A 16759-nucleotide genomic window follows, 5' to 3' on the forward strand; every position below is an offset into this window, starting at 1 on the left:
CGAACCATCACCGAAATCGACAAGTTTTTTTCCCGGTGAGCGGTGACCTGCTCGACGGCGAAGGATCAAAATTCGGCTGGCCTGGCCCGCGGGAGGGTGAGGCTGATCGCTGTGCCTGCGGCGGAGCTGTCGACAACGTGCACGGCCCCGCCGTAGCGCACCGCAATCTCTCGCACTAGGTACAGTCCGATACCGAACCCGGTTCGGGCCTCTCCGCCGCCGTTCACGGCCGCGCCGGAGTGCGCGAACCGATCGAAGATGCGGGCCGGGTCGATGCCTTGGATTCCGGGGCCGCGATCGCGCACGGTGACCGCCACCGCTTTCTTGGTCACGGCCACGCCCACCGTGATGATCGAGCCGCTGGGGGCGAAGCGCACCGCGTTATCCAGCAGGGCGACCACGCATCGGGTGATGCTGGAGGCGGGCACGCTCACCGGCGCGGGGTGCGGTGCATCCAGTTCGATGGTGATGTGTTTGTCGACGGCGATGAGTGCCATCGATTGCACGGAGGCGTCAACGGCACCGACCAGATCGACGACGACCGTGTCGTGCACGGCCACGCCGCCGAATTCGGCCGATTCGAGCAGATCGTTCACGATGTGGATGAGGTCCTTCGCATCGCTACGGAGCTCCGCGACGACCACAGACGACGGGTCCTCGGCGAGGAGGGTGCGTTGCAATATCTGCAAGCGGGCATCGAGCACCGCAAGTGGGGTGCGGAGTTCATGGCTGGCGTCGGCGACAAACGCCCGTTGGATGCGCAACACGTCGCCGAGGGGTTGCACGGCCCGGCGGGTGACCAACCAGCTCAACACCCCGGCCAGAACGATCAATCCCACACCCAACACGGCGGCAGCGCGCAGCAGCTTGACAGCGCTGACCTGCAGGTTCTCGGTGTCCGGCACCGGTTCGAACAGCTCACCGGGCGAGATCTCGGAGAGGATATAGACGAAAACGGCCACGATGACCACCGCCACGACCGCAGCGCATGCGATCGCGATTCGGGTACCGACCAGACGCGAGGCCCGACGGATTGCGAGGGTATCGCTGTCAACGATGCGATTGCTGCGGGTCACGGTTGCCCCAGGCGGTAACCCTCACCACGCACGGTCAGCACAATATCCGTGTCGGTCTTGCGCCGAAGATAGTGCACGTAAGTATCCACCGTTCCGGCGGTGTCCGCGACGCTGAAGACGGTCTGCAAAATCTGCTGGCGGGAGAACGTGCGTTGCGGGGCATCCGCTAACAGTTTGAGCAGTTCGTTCTCTTTCACCGTCAGCAAAATACGCCCATCGTAGGGGGAATAGATCGTGCGACTGTCAGGGTAGTACTCCCACCCGCCCACCAGCACGGTGCGGCCCTCCCCGGTGAACACCCGGCGGATGGCGCGGAGCCGGGCGAAGAGCTCGTCGAATTCGAACGGTTTGACCAGGTAGTCGTTAGCGCCGATGTCGAGCCCAGCCACTTTGTCCCCCGTCGTTCCCAACGCGGTGAGCAGCAGGATGGGGGTGGTTACGAGTTTGCGGCGGAGCGCTTCAACGACTCCGAGTCCGTCCAGTGTGGGCAGGCGCCGGTCGATGACCATCACCTCGAACTCGCCGGCGAGGCCAGCGGCCAGGCCGCCCCCGCCGTCGGCGACCAGGGTGACATCGTAGGATTCTGCGAGCACGTCCCGGATCATCGGGCCGAGCTTGGAATCGTCCTCGATCAGCAGCAGTCGGGGGCGATGGGTGTTGTCAGCGGGCATCCCTCACTCCTCCGTGCTCGGGTCCGGCCTGAAGGTCGGATCGACGTTCGCTCCAGTGTGCCAGTACGAGCCTCCAAGCGGCGTTCACCAGCGCCACGGCAGCGATCGAGTACACCAAGGGTGTGGGCAGTGTTCACTTGTCGGAGCAGGTGCATCTCTCCGGCCGTCCAGCCAGCCGACGCGCTCAGCACGAGCCCGCTGATCATGACGGCGAGGATCACTCCGGCGGCGGGAACAGCGGTCCGGGCGAATCGGCGGAGTGATGGAAGGTCGGTACTCATTTTCCTAGAATCATTCTCGACGTCACAGAAGTCTCTAAGAAAATCGCCACTTCCGACGCCCGCGCCTTGACAACCTTCAAACACCTACAGACCCGGTTCAAGCGATTGTCGCCAGCCGCTGTCAGCTACCGTGCGTCAAACACCGACCTACCGAGTTGTACGCGCCGGCCAGAGAACGTCTATGAGAGTGGATGAAACCTGGGCCAGATACAGAACACCCGCCAGGGGCGTTGGCATCCTCGGCCAAGCCAAGTACCCGATTGAAGTCCTGCTATTGTTTGCGGCCGGCATGAGGTCAATTGCCGCGCTCTCTTCCCGCGAAAGGGAGATCGTCCTCCTCGCTGCCCGCGGACTGAGCAACAGCGACGTCGCCCTGAATGCTCACATCGGCGAATCAACGGTGAAAACCCGCCTCAGCAGCATCCTAAATAAGCGCGGATTCACTTCTCGGGCACAAATCGTGGCTCACGTACACAAAAACGGGCTGCTGCGTTCGACCGAAGCAATGGACGGTTCGGCTGCGTCCTAGGTCGGCTCCTCCGATATGCAGGGAAAGGCCCGCGTTTGCGATCAAAACCCCACCCGTAGGCGGCAACTCCAAGAGAGCCGTTGATGGTCGAGGAGCTCAGTCTCATGACCGGATGGTATGAGCCAAAGCACCCCCATCTTGGTGTCTCGCAGCCCATGGGCTATGAGGCACTGAGGTTCCGAGACACGTTACGGTGGTCGTGGACGATCTCTGCGACTGTGTGCGGCACGTATCCGGTCGCAGGGTTGCGATTTTGCGAAGAGGGTCCTCATGGGAGGCTTGGAACTGACGGACGCTGCCACCGAAGTCGCTGCATTCCTTCGTGCGGACGGACTCGTACCTCTGGCCCTCGCCGCCCCAGCAGTCGCACAGCGCAGGTACATCCATCAATTGACACCACGACAATCCGGGGGAAATCATGAAGAAAATTTCTGCACTCTGCTCTGGATTAGCCGTCATCTTTTTCTTGACTGCCTGCGGTGGCCAGGTGAGCGGTCCGACAGCCTCTTCGGCCCCATCGCCCTCCGGTGCCGGTCACCCTTCGGCCTCCACTTCGCCCGTAGCGCCTCCTCCGGCGGCGTCCGAGCCCGCCGGAGAAGTATCGGACTCCGCAATCGATCCGGATCTGACACTGAGGCCCGCCGGAGCCGCTGAGTGTGACGGAGACAACCTGAATATCTCGATCGCCGCACAGCCGACGGCCAGCGGAGCCGGTTCGTTCTACTCCGAGATCACGTTTACTAACACCAGCGCCGACGCCTGTCTGGTCGAGGGACCGCCTTCCATCTTCAACCTCGCGGACAGCGCTACGGGAATGGTCGTGGGGAAGCGCGCGGCAGACAGCGGCCTGCCGGAGGTGGTGCAACTTGCTCCCGGGGGGTCTGCTTACAGCACCATCCATTTCAGCAATGCCGGAGCGTACAGCTGTGACACCGCCGTCGCCGATGTGGCCATAGTGAGTCCGCCCAACTGGGATTCGTCGCGGACCATAACGTTGGAAAGTCCCGTCACTGTATGCAATACACCCGCTACGTACAACGTGTCGTGGATCAGCGCAACCAGTCTCTTCTGATCTGACGGCATGGGCAGCGACTCTCAGCCGCCGAGGCAATCGCCGCTGCCGCGAGGGTGAGCAGGTCGAAACGGCCGCCCTCGGCACGCCAGGTCGTGTGAGATTCTAAGCAGCAGGCGGAAACAGCCCTGAAACGAAACAACAGAATTGAAAGGATCCGCGGAACCTTGTTGGGCGGATCGTCCTCGCGCAGATACCTTTTCCGGCGACAATCTAGGCGTGAATCTGCCGTGCTTCGACCGCGGTCTACGAGGCGACAACCGCAGAGCGCCCGTGGCTGCCCGCGTAGGATGAGCACATGTCCCGCATAGATCCACGTATTCAACCGATTTTTGACGAGGTGTTGCGGCGGAACGCGGGCGAGGTCGAATTCCATCAGGCGGTTCTCGAGGTGTTCGAGTCGCTCGGTCGCGTCATCGCCAAGCATCCGCAGTATGCCGAGGTGTCGATCCTCGAGCGCATCTGCGAGCCTGAGCGCCAGATCATCTTTCGCGTGCCGTGGGTGGACGATGCCGGCCGCGTGCAGATCAACCGGGGCTTCCGTGTCGAGTTCAACTCCGCGCTCGGGCCCTACAAGGGAGGGCTGCGCTTTCACCCGTCCGTCTATCTCGGCACGATCAAGTTCCTCGGGTTCGAGCAGCTGTTCAAGAACGCACTCACCGGCATGCCCATCGGTGGAGGAAAGGGCGGAAGCGATTTCGACCCGAAGGGCAAGTCGACCGGCGAGGTGATGCGATTCTGCCAGTCGTTCATGACCGAGCTGTACCGGCACATCGGCGAGTACACCGATGTGCCGGCCGGGGACATCGGCGTCGGTGGGCGCGAGATCGGATACCTGTTCGGGCAGTACAAGCGCATCACGAACCGTTACGAGTCAGCCGTACTGACGGGCAAGGGTGTGGGCTGGGGCGGTTCGCTCGTGCGCACGGAGGCCACCGGATACGGCACGGCGTTCTTCGCGGACGAGATGCTGAAAACCCGGTCGGAGTCGTTCGAGGGCAAGCGCGTGCTCGTTTCTGGTTCGGGCAATGTCGCCATTTACGCGATCGAGAAGGTGCACCAGCTCGGCGGCGTCGTCGTTGCGTGCTCCGACTCGTCGGGCGTCGTCTACGACGATAGCGGGGTCGACCTCGAGCTTCTGCGCCAGATCAAGGAGGTGGAGCGCGGTCGACTCGCCGACTACGCCGAACGAAGAGGTAGCTCATCTGACTATCGTGCCGGAGGCAACATCTGGAGTATTTCGGCCGCCACGCGCATCGACGTCGCATTGCCGTGTGCGACCCAGAACGAGCTCGATGAAACGGATGCGCGTGTACTCGCCGACAACGGCGTGCTCGCGGTCGCTGAGGGCGCCAACATGCCATCCACTCCGGAGGCGGTGCGCGTGTTCAGCGAGGCGTCCGTTCTGTTCGGCCCCGGGAAGGCCGTCAACGCGGGTGGCGTGGCGACGAGCGCGCTGGAGATGCAGCAGAACGCATCCCGGGACTCGTGGAGCTTCGACAACACCGAGCAGCGTCTCGTCGAGATCATGCGGGGCATTCACGAGCGCTGCGCCACCACGGCCGAGGAGTACGGCGAACCGGGGAACTACGTTCTGGGGGCGAACATCGCCGGATTCACCCGCGTCGCAGACGCCATGCTCGCGTTCGGGGTCGTGTAGGGGATCGCCTCAGAAGACGGAAAAACTAACCCGACAGGCGGCTTCTGCGGCCGCAGAAGCCGCCTGCGGTGCTCACATGCCCCACCGACCAATGGCTAGCACAGCGGTTAAAGCCAACCGCCCGCATCTTCACGACCGGCACATCGAAACCCTCCCGGCTCACACCACCGGGCGCTTCGCAGGCTAGTGGCGCGCCCTAATCCGCTCGCGAGAGCAGGGCTGAGGAGTCAGGCCATCAAGGGAGGTTTGTGCCGTCCGATGACTCGTCAATCTACCAATCACGCCCTCCGGGCGCCCCCTCGACCCCTTACGCGACGAAGGCGCGGTAAGCCGCAACGTTCACGCGAAGCACGCGAAGCACGTTCTGGGAACCAACTTTGACATAGACTCGAGCGAACATTCCTCGCCACCCAGCGTAAATAGAACGTGAACAATCGAAGGGAGCGAGCTATGCAAGACCGCCCGTCAGTAATTGTGTTCGACGTCAACGAGACCCTTTCCGACATGGCGCCACTGAGCGCCCGGTTCCGGGAGGTCGGGGCCCCCGCCCACCTGGCCGGCGTCTGGTTCGCCGCTTTGTTACGGGACGGGTTTGCACTCGCGGCCACGGGCGGCGCCGCACCATTTTCGGTAATCGGATCGGAATCTCTGCGGGGAATGCTGCGCGAATTGACTCTGACGCGCACTCTCGACGATGCCGTGGCGCACATCATGAACAGCTTCGCTGCTCTCAATCTGCACACCGACGTTGCTGAGGGCATTCACGCGTTAAAAGGCTCGGGTTTGCGCCTGGTGACCCTCTCCAACGGATCGGCGCAGGTCGCGGATTCCCTGCTGAACCGAGCGGGACTCCGAAGCCAGTTCGAGGCCCTGCTCACCGTTGACGATGCCCCGGCATGGAAGCCTGCTCGAGCGGCCTACGATTATGCCGTCGCTGTCTGCGAGGTCAGGCCGGCCGATGCGCTCCTCGTGGCCGTTCACCCGTGGGATATCCACGGGGCAGCACGGGCCGGTCTCCGCACCGCATGGCTGAACCGCACCGATGATGCCTACCCGACCTTCTTCGCGGCCCCCAACCATACGATCTCCACCCTGAGCGATCTGGCCGTTCAGCTCAATCCCCCGGCGACGACCTAAGAAGCACGACTCCAGAAGTTAGTGCGCACCGTCAACGAGTTTGAGGCCGACGATGCAACCAACCAAGCCAAGCAACAGCACAATCTTCAGCCACGAGACACTCGCGTCCCCGCTGATCATCGCCCACGCTACGGTGAGGGCCGCACCGATACCAACCCAGACCGCATAGGCCGTGCCGATCGGAATCTCTCGCATAGCCCACGCAAGGCCGGCCATGCTGAGCGCGATTGCACCGCCGAAGACGAGGGTAGGCCATAACTTGGTGAAGCCCTCTGACTTGCCGAGCGCCGTCGCCCAAACAGCTTCAAGAACACCCGACAGAATAAGCACAATCCACGACATGGCTGACACTCCTTGGCCAGTCTTGTCGCGTTCCGGGTACTGATCCGTCGTCCGGGGCCACGCACCGCGACCTGCACCGACCGTAGACACCAACACTGGGCAAACCATGTGAAGCTATTCGCCCGGTTGAGGCATCCGTTCGTTCGGCTGTTTCTTGCTGCCAGCTATGAGACGAAGGCGTCGTAGGCCGGGTCGTTCGCGCGAAGTACGCGCAGCACGTTCTGGGAGCCAAGTTTAACGAGGTCGGTGTCGCTCCAGCCCCTACCCTGAAGCTCAGCGAACAGGTTGGGGTAGTCCGACACGTCGGCGAGACCGACGGGCATATCGGGGCAGCCGTCGAAGTCGCCGCCGAGTCCGATGTGATCGATCCCGGCCACGCTGCGGGCGTGTTCAACGTGGTCGGCCACGTGCGCGACCGTCACGACCGGCTTGTCACCGACGGAGCCGCCTTCTTCCCAGCGTCGGTATTCGGCTGAGATGAATGCAGGAACGAAGGTGATCATCTGCACACCGTCGTTGGCGGCGAGCTGTCTGAGAATCGTATCCGGCACATTACGCGGGTGCGCATTTAGGGAAAAGCACGAGGAATGGCTGAACAGCAGCGGGCGCGTCGTGGCGTCGAGGGCGTCCTGCATGGTGGCAGCGGAGACGTGCGAAAGGTCGACCATCATGCCGATGCGGTTCATCTCGGCGATGACGGCCCGGCCTCGCTCGTTGAGGCCGTTGTGGGTCACCTCGCCGACGGCAGCGTCGGCCCACTCCGTCGTCGAGTTCCAGGTCAGTGTCATGTAGCGCACACCGAGCCGGGCATACTCACGCAGCACCGCGAGCGAGTTGTTCATCTGGTTGCCGCCCTCGACTCCCAGGAGCGACGCAATCTTTCCGTCCTGCTGGGCGCGGTCGACGTCGTCGGCGGTCACGGCCCGCTCGAAATCATCGGGGTAGGCAGCAATCAGGCGGTGGATGAAGTCGATCTGCTCGAGCGTGGCCTGAACGGAGTCGGTGCCTCCCAGGTCGGTGTGCACCCACACCGACCAGAACTGGCCCTGCACTCCGCCACGGCGCAACCTGGGGACATCCGTTTGCAGCTGACCGCGCTCCGAATGGTGTTCGGCGTCCAGTCCGGCAACCGAATAGTCGCGATGCTCGCGGCAGGCCCAGGCGAGGTCGTTGTGGCCGTCAATGACAGCAAATTTCGGAATTCTTACGGTCATGTGAACTCTTCCCGGCAATCGATGCGCTTTGACCAGCCTAGGACCCCCACCATCGGGCATTTTGTGCGCCCCGGCCGCCCGACCCCACGGCGCCAGGGACCGATTTCGTACCAGATAAACCGGGGTTGACGTGGGCCGTAGCGAGGCTGGCGCAGCACGCAGCACTGCGACCTCCCCCAGACAGGGGATTTTGACCCCTATTGAGGTTACAGCGCGGCCGACTTGAATCGGGGTAGTCTCTGCCAGTAAGTTGCTGAGAAAGAATCATGTTCCCACGCCGCGCTCCATCAAACGACAAGTGCCAGCATCGTCACTTTGTCACTATGACCGCCTGTTCCTGTAAACCCGACTGCAGGGAATGAAAGTGACATTTAATCCAATCCGCCCTACCGCCCCCGCAAGCCCGCGCTTTACCTCACTGCACCGGCCGCACCCGGCAACGCTTTCTCGCCCGAACGCAGGAGGAACGACGCATGAGTGAATCAGATTCGCCCGCATCCCTTGCCCAGTCCCTGCCGCTTGGCCGCACCCCAAAACTGCGGCTCGTCGACCAGCCCGTGTCCGCGCAGGCTGACATCGCCGTCGATACCCCCTCCTCCGGCCTGATCTGGGCAAGGCGGTACCGCACCAAGCTGCGACTGACCGATGTCGCAGTTATCGTTCTCGCTGTCGGTGTGGCTCTGGTCTTTCGGTTCGGCTTTGCCGGCATTCCGGCCGTGCCGGGATCGTTCAGCGCCAATTACTGGCTCGTGTCGCTGCTCATCGTGGTGACCTGGCTGGTGACCCTTGAGCTTTTTCACACCCGGGATTCCCGCGTCATCGGCGTCGGCGCGAGTGAATACAAGCAGGTCATCAACGCCAGCGCTCTGACCTTCGGCATGCTCGCCATCATTTTTCTGATCTTCAACATCGACATCGCCCGGTTGTATTTTGTTCTAGCGCTCCCGCTCGGCATTGTCGCGCTGGTTTTGGAACGGTGGCTGTGGCGCAAATGGCTGCTGCACCAGCGCAGGTTCGGTCACTACCTGTCTCGCGTGATCGTCGTCGGAAACCGCGACGACGTGGAATATGTCGTCAGCCAGATCGACAACAAGTCCGGCGCTGCCTACTACATCGTCGGCGCTGCCTTGGAAGACGGCATCGGGGACGAGATCTCGGCGGGCGATCGTATGGTGCCGATTGTGTCCGATTTCGAACATGTCGCTGCCGCGGCAGCGGCCATGGGCGTTGACACGGTCATCGTCGCCGGGCAGCCCAGTGGGGGCAGCTCCTACATCCGCAATCTCGGCTGGGACCTCGAAGGAACGTCTGCAGAGCTGGTCCTTTCCAGCCGGCTGACGGATGTCGCTGGTCCCCGCATCCACTTTCGCCCGGTTGACGGCCTGCCGCTTATCCACGTCGAAATCCCCCGGTTCGAGGGCGGGCGTCATGCTTTCAAGCGAACCCTCGATATGGTCACGACAGCCTGTGCCCTGCTGTTCCTGCTGCCCGTGTTCGCTGCGATTGCCGTACTCATCAAGCTGGACAGCCCCGGCCCCGTGTTGTTCCGGCAGGAACGCTGTGGCCGCAACGGACAAACTTTTCGCATGATCAAATTCCGCTCGATGGTGCAGACCGCGGAGGACGATCTGGCCGGTCTGCTTGACCAGAACGAAGCCTCCGGGGTGCTCTTCAAAATTCGTAATGACCCGCGAATCACCAAGATCGGCCGCGTGCTGCGCAAGTACTCGCTCGATGAGCTTCCTCAGCTGTGGAATATTTTCGTCGGCGAGATGAGCTTGGTCGGGCCGCGCCCGCCGCTGCCCGAAGAAGTTCAGGTCTACGAAACCCACGTGCACCGTCGCCTGTACATCAAGCCCGGCCTGACCGGAATGTGGCAGGTCAATGGACGATCGAACCTCAGCTGGGAAGACAGCGTGCGGCTCGACCTGTATTACGTCGAGAACTGGTCGCTCGCCGGCGACCTGATGATCATCTGGCGCACCTTCAAGACCGTCATTCAACCAGTTGGGGCATATTGACATGACCGCGGGGATCGAACACACTGCGCCCACCAGCCACCGGCGTCTGAGCATCGCAATGATCGGTACCCGCGGAGTGCCAGCAGCCTACGGCGGCTTTGAAACCGCCGTCGAAGAAATCGGGCGCCGCCTCGTCGACCGGGGCCACGACGTGACCGTTTATTGTCGTCGCACGGCCCGGCCTGTGCCGAAAGAATACCTCGGCATGAAGCTCGTCGAGCTGCCGGCCCTACGCCATAAAATTTTGGAGACCCTGAGCCACACCGGGCTGTCGGTGCTGCACGCAACCATGCATCGCCGCCCCGATGTCGCGTTTGTATTCAACGCTGCCAACGCCCCCTTCGTACCGTGGCTGCGGCTGCGCGGAATTCCCAGCGTCGTGCACGTCGACGGACTCGAATGGAAACGCGACAAATGGGGCGGCGCCGGACGGCGCTACTACCGCTGGGCCGAAGAGGTCGCCGTGCGTGAAGCGGATGCCCTCATCGCCGACGCACAGGGCATCGTCGACTACTACCGGGACGAATTTTCCATTCCGACCGAGCTGATCTCTTACGGCACCCGAATTCTGCAGGACACTCCGACCGATCGGCTCTCCGAACTCGGACTCCGACCCGGCGGCTATCATCTGGTCGTCGCCCGATTCGAACCCGAAAACCACGTCGACGTCATCGTCGAGGGATATCGCTCGAGCGCGGCCGGTCTGCCGCTCGTCGTCGTCGGCTCTGCCCCGTACGCGGCAGACCACATCACGCGCATCAGCGACCTGGCTGCATCCGATTCCCGCATTCGCATGCTCGGCAGCGTCTGGGACCAGGACCAGCTCGATCAGCTCTACGCGCATGCCAGTACCTACCTGCACGGTCATTCGGTCGGCGGAACGAACCCATCGCTTTTGCGCGCGATGGGCGCCGGTACCAAGGTCATCGCGTGGGACGTCGTCTTCAATCGCGAGGTGCTCGGTACCGACGGTGACTACTTCTCGGGGGCGGAGTCCCTGAGCGCCCTGCTCGAAGACGCCGAGCTGAGCCCTGAAGGTGTCGACGAGGTTGCAGCGGCGCTGCAACGACGTGCCGCGGAACTCTACAACTGGGACGACGTCACAGCCAGCTACGAAAAACTCGCCCGGCGCGTGGCCGTCGGCTACAGCACCCACAACCAAAGCAGCGGGCGGGCGGGCGTATCGACTTGGAGCCGTCCCGACTTCATCAACCGGCAACCATCCACGGCACCATCCAGGGGGATCACACTATGACCAGCACCTCGGCCCAGGCAGTTCGTTCGACCGAAACATACTTTGACACCGTGCGCCGTTTGTCGTCGGCTCAGAAGACGGCGGCACGTGGGGCACCGCCATACTCGGTCTACGTCAACCGCCGGGTTGGCCGTTACCTCGCGGCCGGCGCATATCGTTTGGGTCTCACCCCGAACAACGTCACCGCGATCAGCGCCGGCTTCACGTTCTGCGCCATCGGCCTGCTCGCGATCGGTGAGCCGAGCTGGTGGCTCGGGATCGTCGTATGGCTGCTCCTCGCCACCGGGTATGCCTTCGACTCGGCCGACGGCCAGGTGGCTCGTTTGCGCGGTGGCGGCTCGCCGTCGGGCGAATGGCTCGACCACGTCGTGGACTCCATCAAGATTTCGACGCTGCATCTGGCGGTGCTCATCACCATGTTCACTCACTTTCCGCTCACCAATTCGGCCTGGTTGCTCGTGCCGATCGGGTTCACAGCCGTGGCCGCAGTGTCGTTCTTCGCGATGATTCTCAACGATCTGCTCAAGGCCAAACACACTGCGGCCGCCCCCCTCTCCACCGCTCCCCGCACCGTAGTACGGTCTCTGCTCGGCCTGCCCACTGATTACGGGATGCTCTGCCTATCCTTCGTTCTGTTCGGGGCCCCGCTAGCCTTTCTCGGCCTGTACAGCCTGCTCTTCGTCGCCAACGCGGTCTATCTCGCGCTTGCCCTCGGCAAATGGTTTCGGGACATGACCGCGCTGGGTCGTGTCGGAGTCGCCCGACCCTGATTTGGGCATCCGCTCGTCTCGATCCTCAGCCTGCCGTGTGACCCCTTCTGGGGATGCTGCCTCATGAGTTCCGAGGTGAGTTTTGGTCAGCTTGATTGTAGTGTGGGCGCAACCGGACGGAGAATGCTGTGGAACCAATCGACTATTTGAGGACCATCACGAGACGGTGGCTGCTCATCATCATCGTGGGCCTCCTCGGCGGCGCTGTGGCGTGGGGCTACGCGGCCACCCTTCCGACCCAATACCAAGCCACCAATAGCGTCTTCGTCACGAGTGACCGTGGGGAAACCACCAGTGAGCTGCTGCAAACATCGACGTTCACACAGAACCTGGTTGAGTCCTATGCCCAGCTCGCTACGACGCCGACGGTGCTGGGCCCGGTGATCAGCCGGCTCGGACTGGAAACTTCCACTCAGGCCCTCGCGTCCCGCGTGACCGCAGTCACTCCCCTTAATACGGTGTTCATCGAGATCACCGTCACCAGCCGATCGGCGGCTCAGGCCGTGGACCTCGCTGACGCCGTCTCCGAATCGCTCGCAACGGCGGTGGAAAACCTGGCGCCCAAGGGGCCGGACAACCTGCCGTCGATTACCGTCAAGACCGTATCGCCAGCCCAACTCCCCGGCAGTCCCTTTGCCCCGAACACGCAGCTCATCGTGCTCACCGGGTTGCTGCTCGGGCTCGTTCTCGGTGTGCTCTACGCTCTGGCCCGCGAAGTGTTCGACACCCGGGTGAGTACGGAGAAGGATCTCGATCGCGTGTCCTCTGATCCCCTGCTCGGCAAGGTCGGTCGTAAGAAGCGCACCGATCCGGCCGGCCTGGTCATGCGTGTCATGCCGCACAGCGCTATGGCCGAGTCGTACCGCCGAGTGCGGGCCAACCTGGAATTCATCGACGTTGACAGCCCTCCGAGAAGCGCCGTGGTGACGTCGGCGGTCACGCGCGACGGCAAATCGACGACCGCGATCAACTTGGCCCTCGCCATGGCGGAACGGTCTTCCCGAGTACTCCTGATCGATGCCGACCTGCGGCGCCCGTCGATCGCCGAGCTGTGCGACCTCGAAGGCGACGTGGGGCTCACAACCGTGCTGCTCGGCGACGTCGGTCCCGACGACGCTATCGTGCGCTGGTCGGACGGGCTCGACGTGCTACCGTCCGGTGCCGTGCCGCCCAACCCTGGCCAGCTGCTCGGTTCGGACGCGATGAAGACTCTCATGCACCGCCTGCTGCAGGATTACGACTTCATCGTGGTTGATTCCCCGCCGCTGCTGCCGGCCTCCGACGCCCTCGGCCTGTCGCACCTCACCGACGGTGCCATCGTCGTCGCCCGTTACAAGTCGACCACCCGCCAACAGCTGGCGACCACCCTGGAGTCGCTCGAAGCGGTCAACGCCCGCATCCTGGGCATCGTGCTCAACCAGGTGCGCGAACGGCGAGCCGAGGTGTACTACGGACCGCTCGCTCCGGTGACCGGCGCCGCGCCGCGCACACCGGGAACCACCAACCGTGTCACGGCGACTCGGGCGCCGCGCACAGCCTTTGATGACACCGGTCGCCGCAGTTCCCGCACGTCGGAACCGACGCGGTCGACGTAGTGCGGGTTCTCCAGTCGTTTCCGGAGGGTCGTGCCACAACGAATCCCTACCTGCTGCAGTTAAGCCGATCGCTCACCCCCAGCGTCGAGGTGCTCGGCTTCACCTGGCGCCGGGCGCTCACCAGCCGGTACGACGTCTTCCACGTGCACTGGCCCGAGATCCTGTTACAGGGGCGCACACCGGCGCGCGCACTAGCCAGACGGATGCTGTTCCGCCTGCTCCTGGCGCGGCTGCGGCTTCGGCGTACTGCGGTGGTACGCACGCTGCACAACGTGCGCAGCCACGAAGCCGCGCCGCGGTGTGACCGACGGTTGCTGCAAACGTTCGACCATCGCACCACACTGTGGATTCGGCTCAACCCAGTCACCCCGGTGCCGGCGGGCGCGCTGGAGCGCACCATCCCGCACGGCGATTACCGGGAGTGGTACTCGAACCACGCGTCCGGGGTGCCGGTGCCGGGCCGCCTGCTGTGCTTCGGGCTCATCCGTGCCTATAAGGGGGTCGATGTCCTCGTCGATTGTTTCCGTCAGTTCCCTGACGATGCCGAATCGTCGCTGCGCATCGTTGGCGCTCCCCAATCGAGCGAGCTGGCCCAACGATTGCAGCGTGCGGCGGCCGGTGACCGCCGCATCGAATTCGTGCTGCGCCACGCGAGCGATGCCGAGCTGGCCGACGCCATCGGTGCCGCTGAGCTGGTCGTGCTGCCGTACGCCGAGATGCACAATTCCGGCGCCGTCTTGCTGGCCCTCTCGCTCGACCGCCCGGTCCTGGTACCGACGAACGCGGTGACCACAGCGTTAGCCGACGAGGTCGGTCCCGACTGGGTGCTCACCTACGACGGCCCACTGTCGGCCCAGGTTTTGGTCGACGCACTCGCCCAGACCCGGCGGCCGCGCAGCAGGCTCGCCCCCGATCTCACTCACCGCCGGTGGACTGTTGGCGCTTCCGACCACGTCGAGGCGTATAGCCGCGCCGTGCAGGCCGTGCGATTGCGCTGACGGCACGAACTGCACGGTGCCCCTCAGTCCGCAGGCGGCGCCGAGCGGCGGCGGCCGGTATCGAGCTCAGGCGCCCGCGAACAGCCAGGAGTCGGCGGCGAGCCGCCCGTCGATGAGCGGCAGATCGTCGGCGGGCGGGCGACCGGCCTGCAGGGCGTGCACCACAGCATCCGCTAGCTGCTGATCGGTGCAGCCGGGTGCGACCACGTCGTGACCGTGCTCCTCGAGCCAGGTCGCGAGCCCGGTTTCGGTCGTGGTCACGATGCTGCAGCCGTGCGCGAGACCTTCAACGATCGGCAGGCCGACCTGTTCACGCCAGCTGGGGGTCGGTTGGCTGGGCAGGGCCAGCACTCGGGCGCGTTGCAACTGCCGGTGAATTTCGCTGCGCGGTGGGTCAACGACCAGTTCGATGGTCGGGTCCAGAGCGGCGGCCTGCCGCGCCTGATTCTCCAGCGCCCCCTTGCCGATGAGGGTAAGGCGCGCTTGGGGCAGCACCGCTGTCACGAGCGGCCACGCCGCGAGAATGTTCGGCAGCCCCTTGCGCGGCACGAATGCCCCAAGAAAAACCACCCGATGAGCCTCGAGATTGTCAGAGCCGGTGCAGCTGCACGGGGCCGGTAGGGCCGGGATCACGGCCGAGACCAGATTCCGGGCGGGTTCGGGTAGGGCCTGGCGGTAGGTGACCCGGGCAGCATCCGTTCCGAAAACGATTCGGTCGGTTTGCTGCCAGACGAATCGAGCCGCGACACCGTTGAGGCCGCGGCGTAGTCGGGGGCGGGCGCGGAGGGGGCGTTCGAACGGGTCAGCGTTTTCCAGGGCGTAGCTCACGATGGTCGATCGGCGACCACCGAGCAGCGTGCGCAGTCGCAGTGCAGCGATCGCCAGCGCGCTGGCCCACACGCTGGAGAGCATGAGCGGTTCGCCTATTTCGAGGGTCGTGACCGGGGAACGGGCCAGCATCCAGGCAGCGTGCACGGGGTGCGCCTGCACCACGACGAGCCCCCGGGTGAGTTCTTCGTGAAAGTCGTACCTCTTGATGCGGAACAGAATGGCTGCCGGCGGCAACTCATGCGCGCGTTCGAGGTGGGCGCTGCGCAGGGTGCGGTAGAGCCGCGCCCGGTCGGTGGGAATACGGCCGTTAGCCACGCTTGTACTCGTGGTACACCGACCCCACCGAACCTGCCAGCATCCCGGCGCCGCGCGCGGCGGTGCGCAGCCCGCGGGCACGCAACGGCACCTGCCCGACGAGCGAACCGGCGAGGTAGCGCATGATCCCGCCGCAGACCCGTGCGGCGCCGCGCGCCTGCAGGTTCATGCGCACCAGAACGCGTTTGCCATTTTCGGTCTCGTCGAGGTTGATCCGACTCCAGGTGTTGCCCATGCGGAACGCACGTTGCAACACCCATTCCCTGGTGAGGCGGTCCGCCGGCACGATGTCGATGACTATGGCTTCATCGCACCAGATCATCTGCCCGCCGCGCTGGTGCAACTGCCGGGTGAACAGCGAGTCCGAACCGCCGGAGAGCCCGAATCGTTCATCGAAGCTGAGCCCTAGGCTGCGGACCTGAGCGAGGTCGAGCAGCAGATTATTCGTAGCGGCGAGAGACACGGGCGTGCCGGTGGTGAACCGACGGCGCTCGAAGAAGCCGCCGGCCCGAATCCACTGCTCGGGTTCGATGTCGTACTGCGAGAGCACCGGACCGACGACGGCCGCGGGTCGGTAGGTGGAGTAGGTGTCCAGCAATTGCACCAGCCAGTGGCTGCTGGGCCGTTCGTCATCGTCGATGAAGATGAGCAGGTCGGCGCCCTGGCCTTCCTGCAGCGCGCGGTTTCGCGCCGAAGCGATTCCCGGGGTCGGTTCATGCACGTAGCGAACGGGTGGGTGTCGCTTCGATGCCGACTGCCCCGCCTCTAACCAGCTGGTTTCGGTCACCAAGGCACGCGCCCCGGCCTCGGGATCATTGTCGACGACGACGATCTCGACCGGCACGTGCACCATGCCGGCTTGGTCGAGCAGCTCCGGCAGGAGCTCCTCGAGATCGGCCGGGCGGCGAAACGTCAGCACGGCGATCACGACGCGCGGGTCACTCGTGGCTTGGTTGAACATGACCGGCCCCCTCTGTAATGGTGTGCACGAC

The 16759-nt window shown here is 64.0% G+C and carries 15 protein-coding genes and 1 riboswitch; of the genes, 9 read left to right on the forward strand and 6 right to left on the reverse strand.

What is annotated here, in order from left to right; translation table 11 throughout:
* Nucleotides 1-65: 65 nt before the first annotated feature.
* Both QMK31_RS07010 and QMK31_RS07015 read right to left on the reverse strand, forming a co-directional pair.
* On the reverse strand, nt 66-1076 hold the full coding sequence (locus QMK31_RS07010; protein ID WP_283500212.1) for a sensor histidine kinase: 1011 nt from the start codon (nt 1074-1076) through the stop codon (nt 66-68).
* The gene (locus QMK31_RS07015) at nt 1073-1747 is read right to left on the reverse strand and encodes a response regulator transcription factor (protein WP_283500213.1); all 675 of its coding nucleotides are present in this window, start codon (nt 1745-1747) and stop codon (nt 1073-1075) included. The genes QMK31_RS07010 and QMK31_RS07015 overlap by 4 nt, the downstream gene beginning before the upstream one ends.
* A gap of 462 nt (nt 1748-2209) precedes the next feature.
* Here QMK31_RS07015 and QMK31_RS07020 point away from each other — a divergent pair, with 462 nt between their 5' ends.
* From QMK31_RS07020 to QMK31_RS07030, 4 genes are all read left to right on the forward strand, one after another.
* Nucleotides 2210-2557 (forward strand): response regulator transcription factor, encoded by a 348-nt coding sequence (locus QMK31_RS07020; protein ID WP_283500214.1) that lies wholly within the window; start codon nt 2210-2212, stop codon nt 2555-2557.
* Between the two features lie 418 nt (nt 2558-2975).
* Entirely contained in the window at nt 2976-3629 is a 654-nt protein-coding gene (locus tag QMK31_RS17325) for a DUF4232 domain-containing protein (protein ID WP_502852647.1), read from the forward strand.
* 298 nt (nt 3630-3927) lie between these two features.
* A complete protein-coding gene (gene gdhA / locus QMK31_RS07025; RefSeq protein WP_502852649.1) occupies nt 3928-5289 on the forward strand; it encodes an NADP-specific glutamate dehydrogenase in 1362 nt (453 codons plus the stop codon).
* A 450-nt stretch (nt 5290-5739) separates the two neighbouring features.
* Nucleotides 5740-6426, forward strand: a complete 687-nt coding sequence (locus QMK31_RS07030; protein ID WP_283500215.1) for a haloacid dehalogenase type II — start codon at nt 5740-5742, stop codon at nt 6424-6426.
* Nucleotides 6427-6444: 18 nt separating this feature from the next.
* On the opposite strand, the gene QMK31_RS07035 is transcribed toward QMK31_RS07030, so the two are convergent.
* The gene (locus tag QMK31_RS07035; RefSeq protein ID WP_283500216.1) at nt 6445-6768 is read right to left on the reverse strand and encodes a DMT family transporter; all 324 of its coding nucleotides are present in this window, start codon (nt 6766-6768) and stop codon (nt 6445-6447) included.
* Between the two features lie 11 nt (nt 6769-6779).
* Nucleotides 6780-6843, reverse strand: a riboswitch (guanidine-III (ykkC-III) riboswitch).
* 89 nt (nt 6844-6932) lie between these two features.
* On the reverse strand, nt 6933-7982 hold the full coding sequence (locus QMK31_RS07040) for a dipeptidase (protein ID WP_283500217.1): 1050 nt from the start codon (nt 7980-7982) through the stop codon (nt 6933-6935).
* 473 nt (nt 7983-8455) lie between these two features.
* Here QMK31_RS07040 and QMK31_RS07045 point away from each other — a divergent pair, with 473 nt between their 5' ends.
* From QMK31_RS07045 to QMK31_RS07065, 5 genes are all read left to right on the forward strand, one after another.
* Entirely contained in the window at nt 8456-10003 is a 1548-nt protein-coding gene (locus tag QMK31_RS07045) for a sugar transferase (protein WP_283500218.1), read from the forward strand.
* Nucleotide 10004: 1 nt separating this feature from the next.
* Nucleotides 10005-11258 carry a DUF1972 domain-containing protein gene (locus QMK31_RS07050; RefSeq protein ID WP_283500219.1) on the forward strand — a complete coding sequence of 418 codons (1254 nt, stop codon included), beginning with the start codon at nt 10005-10007 and terminating at the stop codon, nt 11256-11258.
* Entirely contained in the window at nt 11255-12028 is a 774-nt protein-coding gene (locus QMK31_RS07055; RefSeq protein ID WP_283500220.1) for a CDP-alcohol phosphatidyltransferase family protein, read from the forward strand. The genes QMK31_RS07050 and QMK31_RS07055 overlap by 4 nt, the downstream gene beginning before the upstream one ends.
* A 128-nt stretch (nt 12029-12156) precedes the next feature.
* The gene (locus QMK31_RS07060) at nt 12157-13623 is read left to right on the forward strand and encodes a tyrosine-protein kinase domain-containing protein (RefSeq protein WP_283500221.1); all 1467 of its coding nucleotides are present in this window, start codon (nt 12157-12159) and stop codon (nt 13621-13623) included.
* Nucleotides 13623-14621, forward strand: a complete 999-nt coding sequence (locus tag QMK31_RS07065) for a glycosyltransferase (protein ID WP_283500222.1) — start codon at nt 13623-13625, stop codon at nt 14619-14621. The genes QMK31_RS07060 and QMK31_RS07065 overlap by 1 nt, the downstream gene beginning before the upstream one ends.
* Before the next feature lie 66 nt (nt 14622-14687).
* Here the strand turns inward: QMK31_RS07065 and QMK31_RS07070 are convergent, their stop codons facing one another.
* Both QMK31_RS07070 and QMK31_RS07075 read right to left on the reverse strand, forming a co-directional pair.
* The gene (locus QMK31_RS07070) at nt 14688-15767 is read right to left on the reverse strand and encodes a glycosyltransferase (RefSeq protein ID WP_283500223.1); all 1080 of its coding nucleotides are present in this window, start codon (nt 15765-15767) and stop codon (nt 14688-14690) included.
* Nucleotides 15760-16728, reverse strand: a complete 969-nt coding sequence (locus QMK31_RS07075; RefSeq protein WP_283500224.1) for a glycosyltransferase family 2 protein — start codon at nt 16726-16728, stop codon at nt 15760-15762. The genes QMK31_RS07070 and QMK31_RS07075 overlap by 8 nt, the downstream gene beginning before the upstream one ends.
* Nucleotides 16729-16759: the final 31 nt, after the last annotated feature.

It is taken from the genome of Cryobacterium sp. PH31-O1 (assembly GCF_030063455.1).
In the GTDB taxonomy this organism is placed as follows: domain Bacteria; phylum Actinomycetota; class Actinomycetes; order Actinomycetales; family Microbacteriaceae; genus Cryobacterium.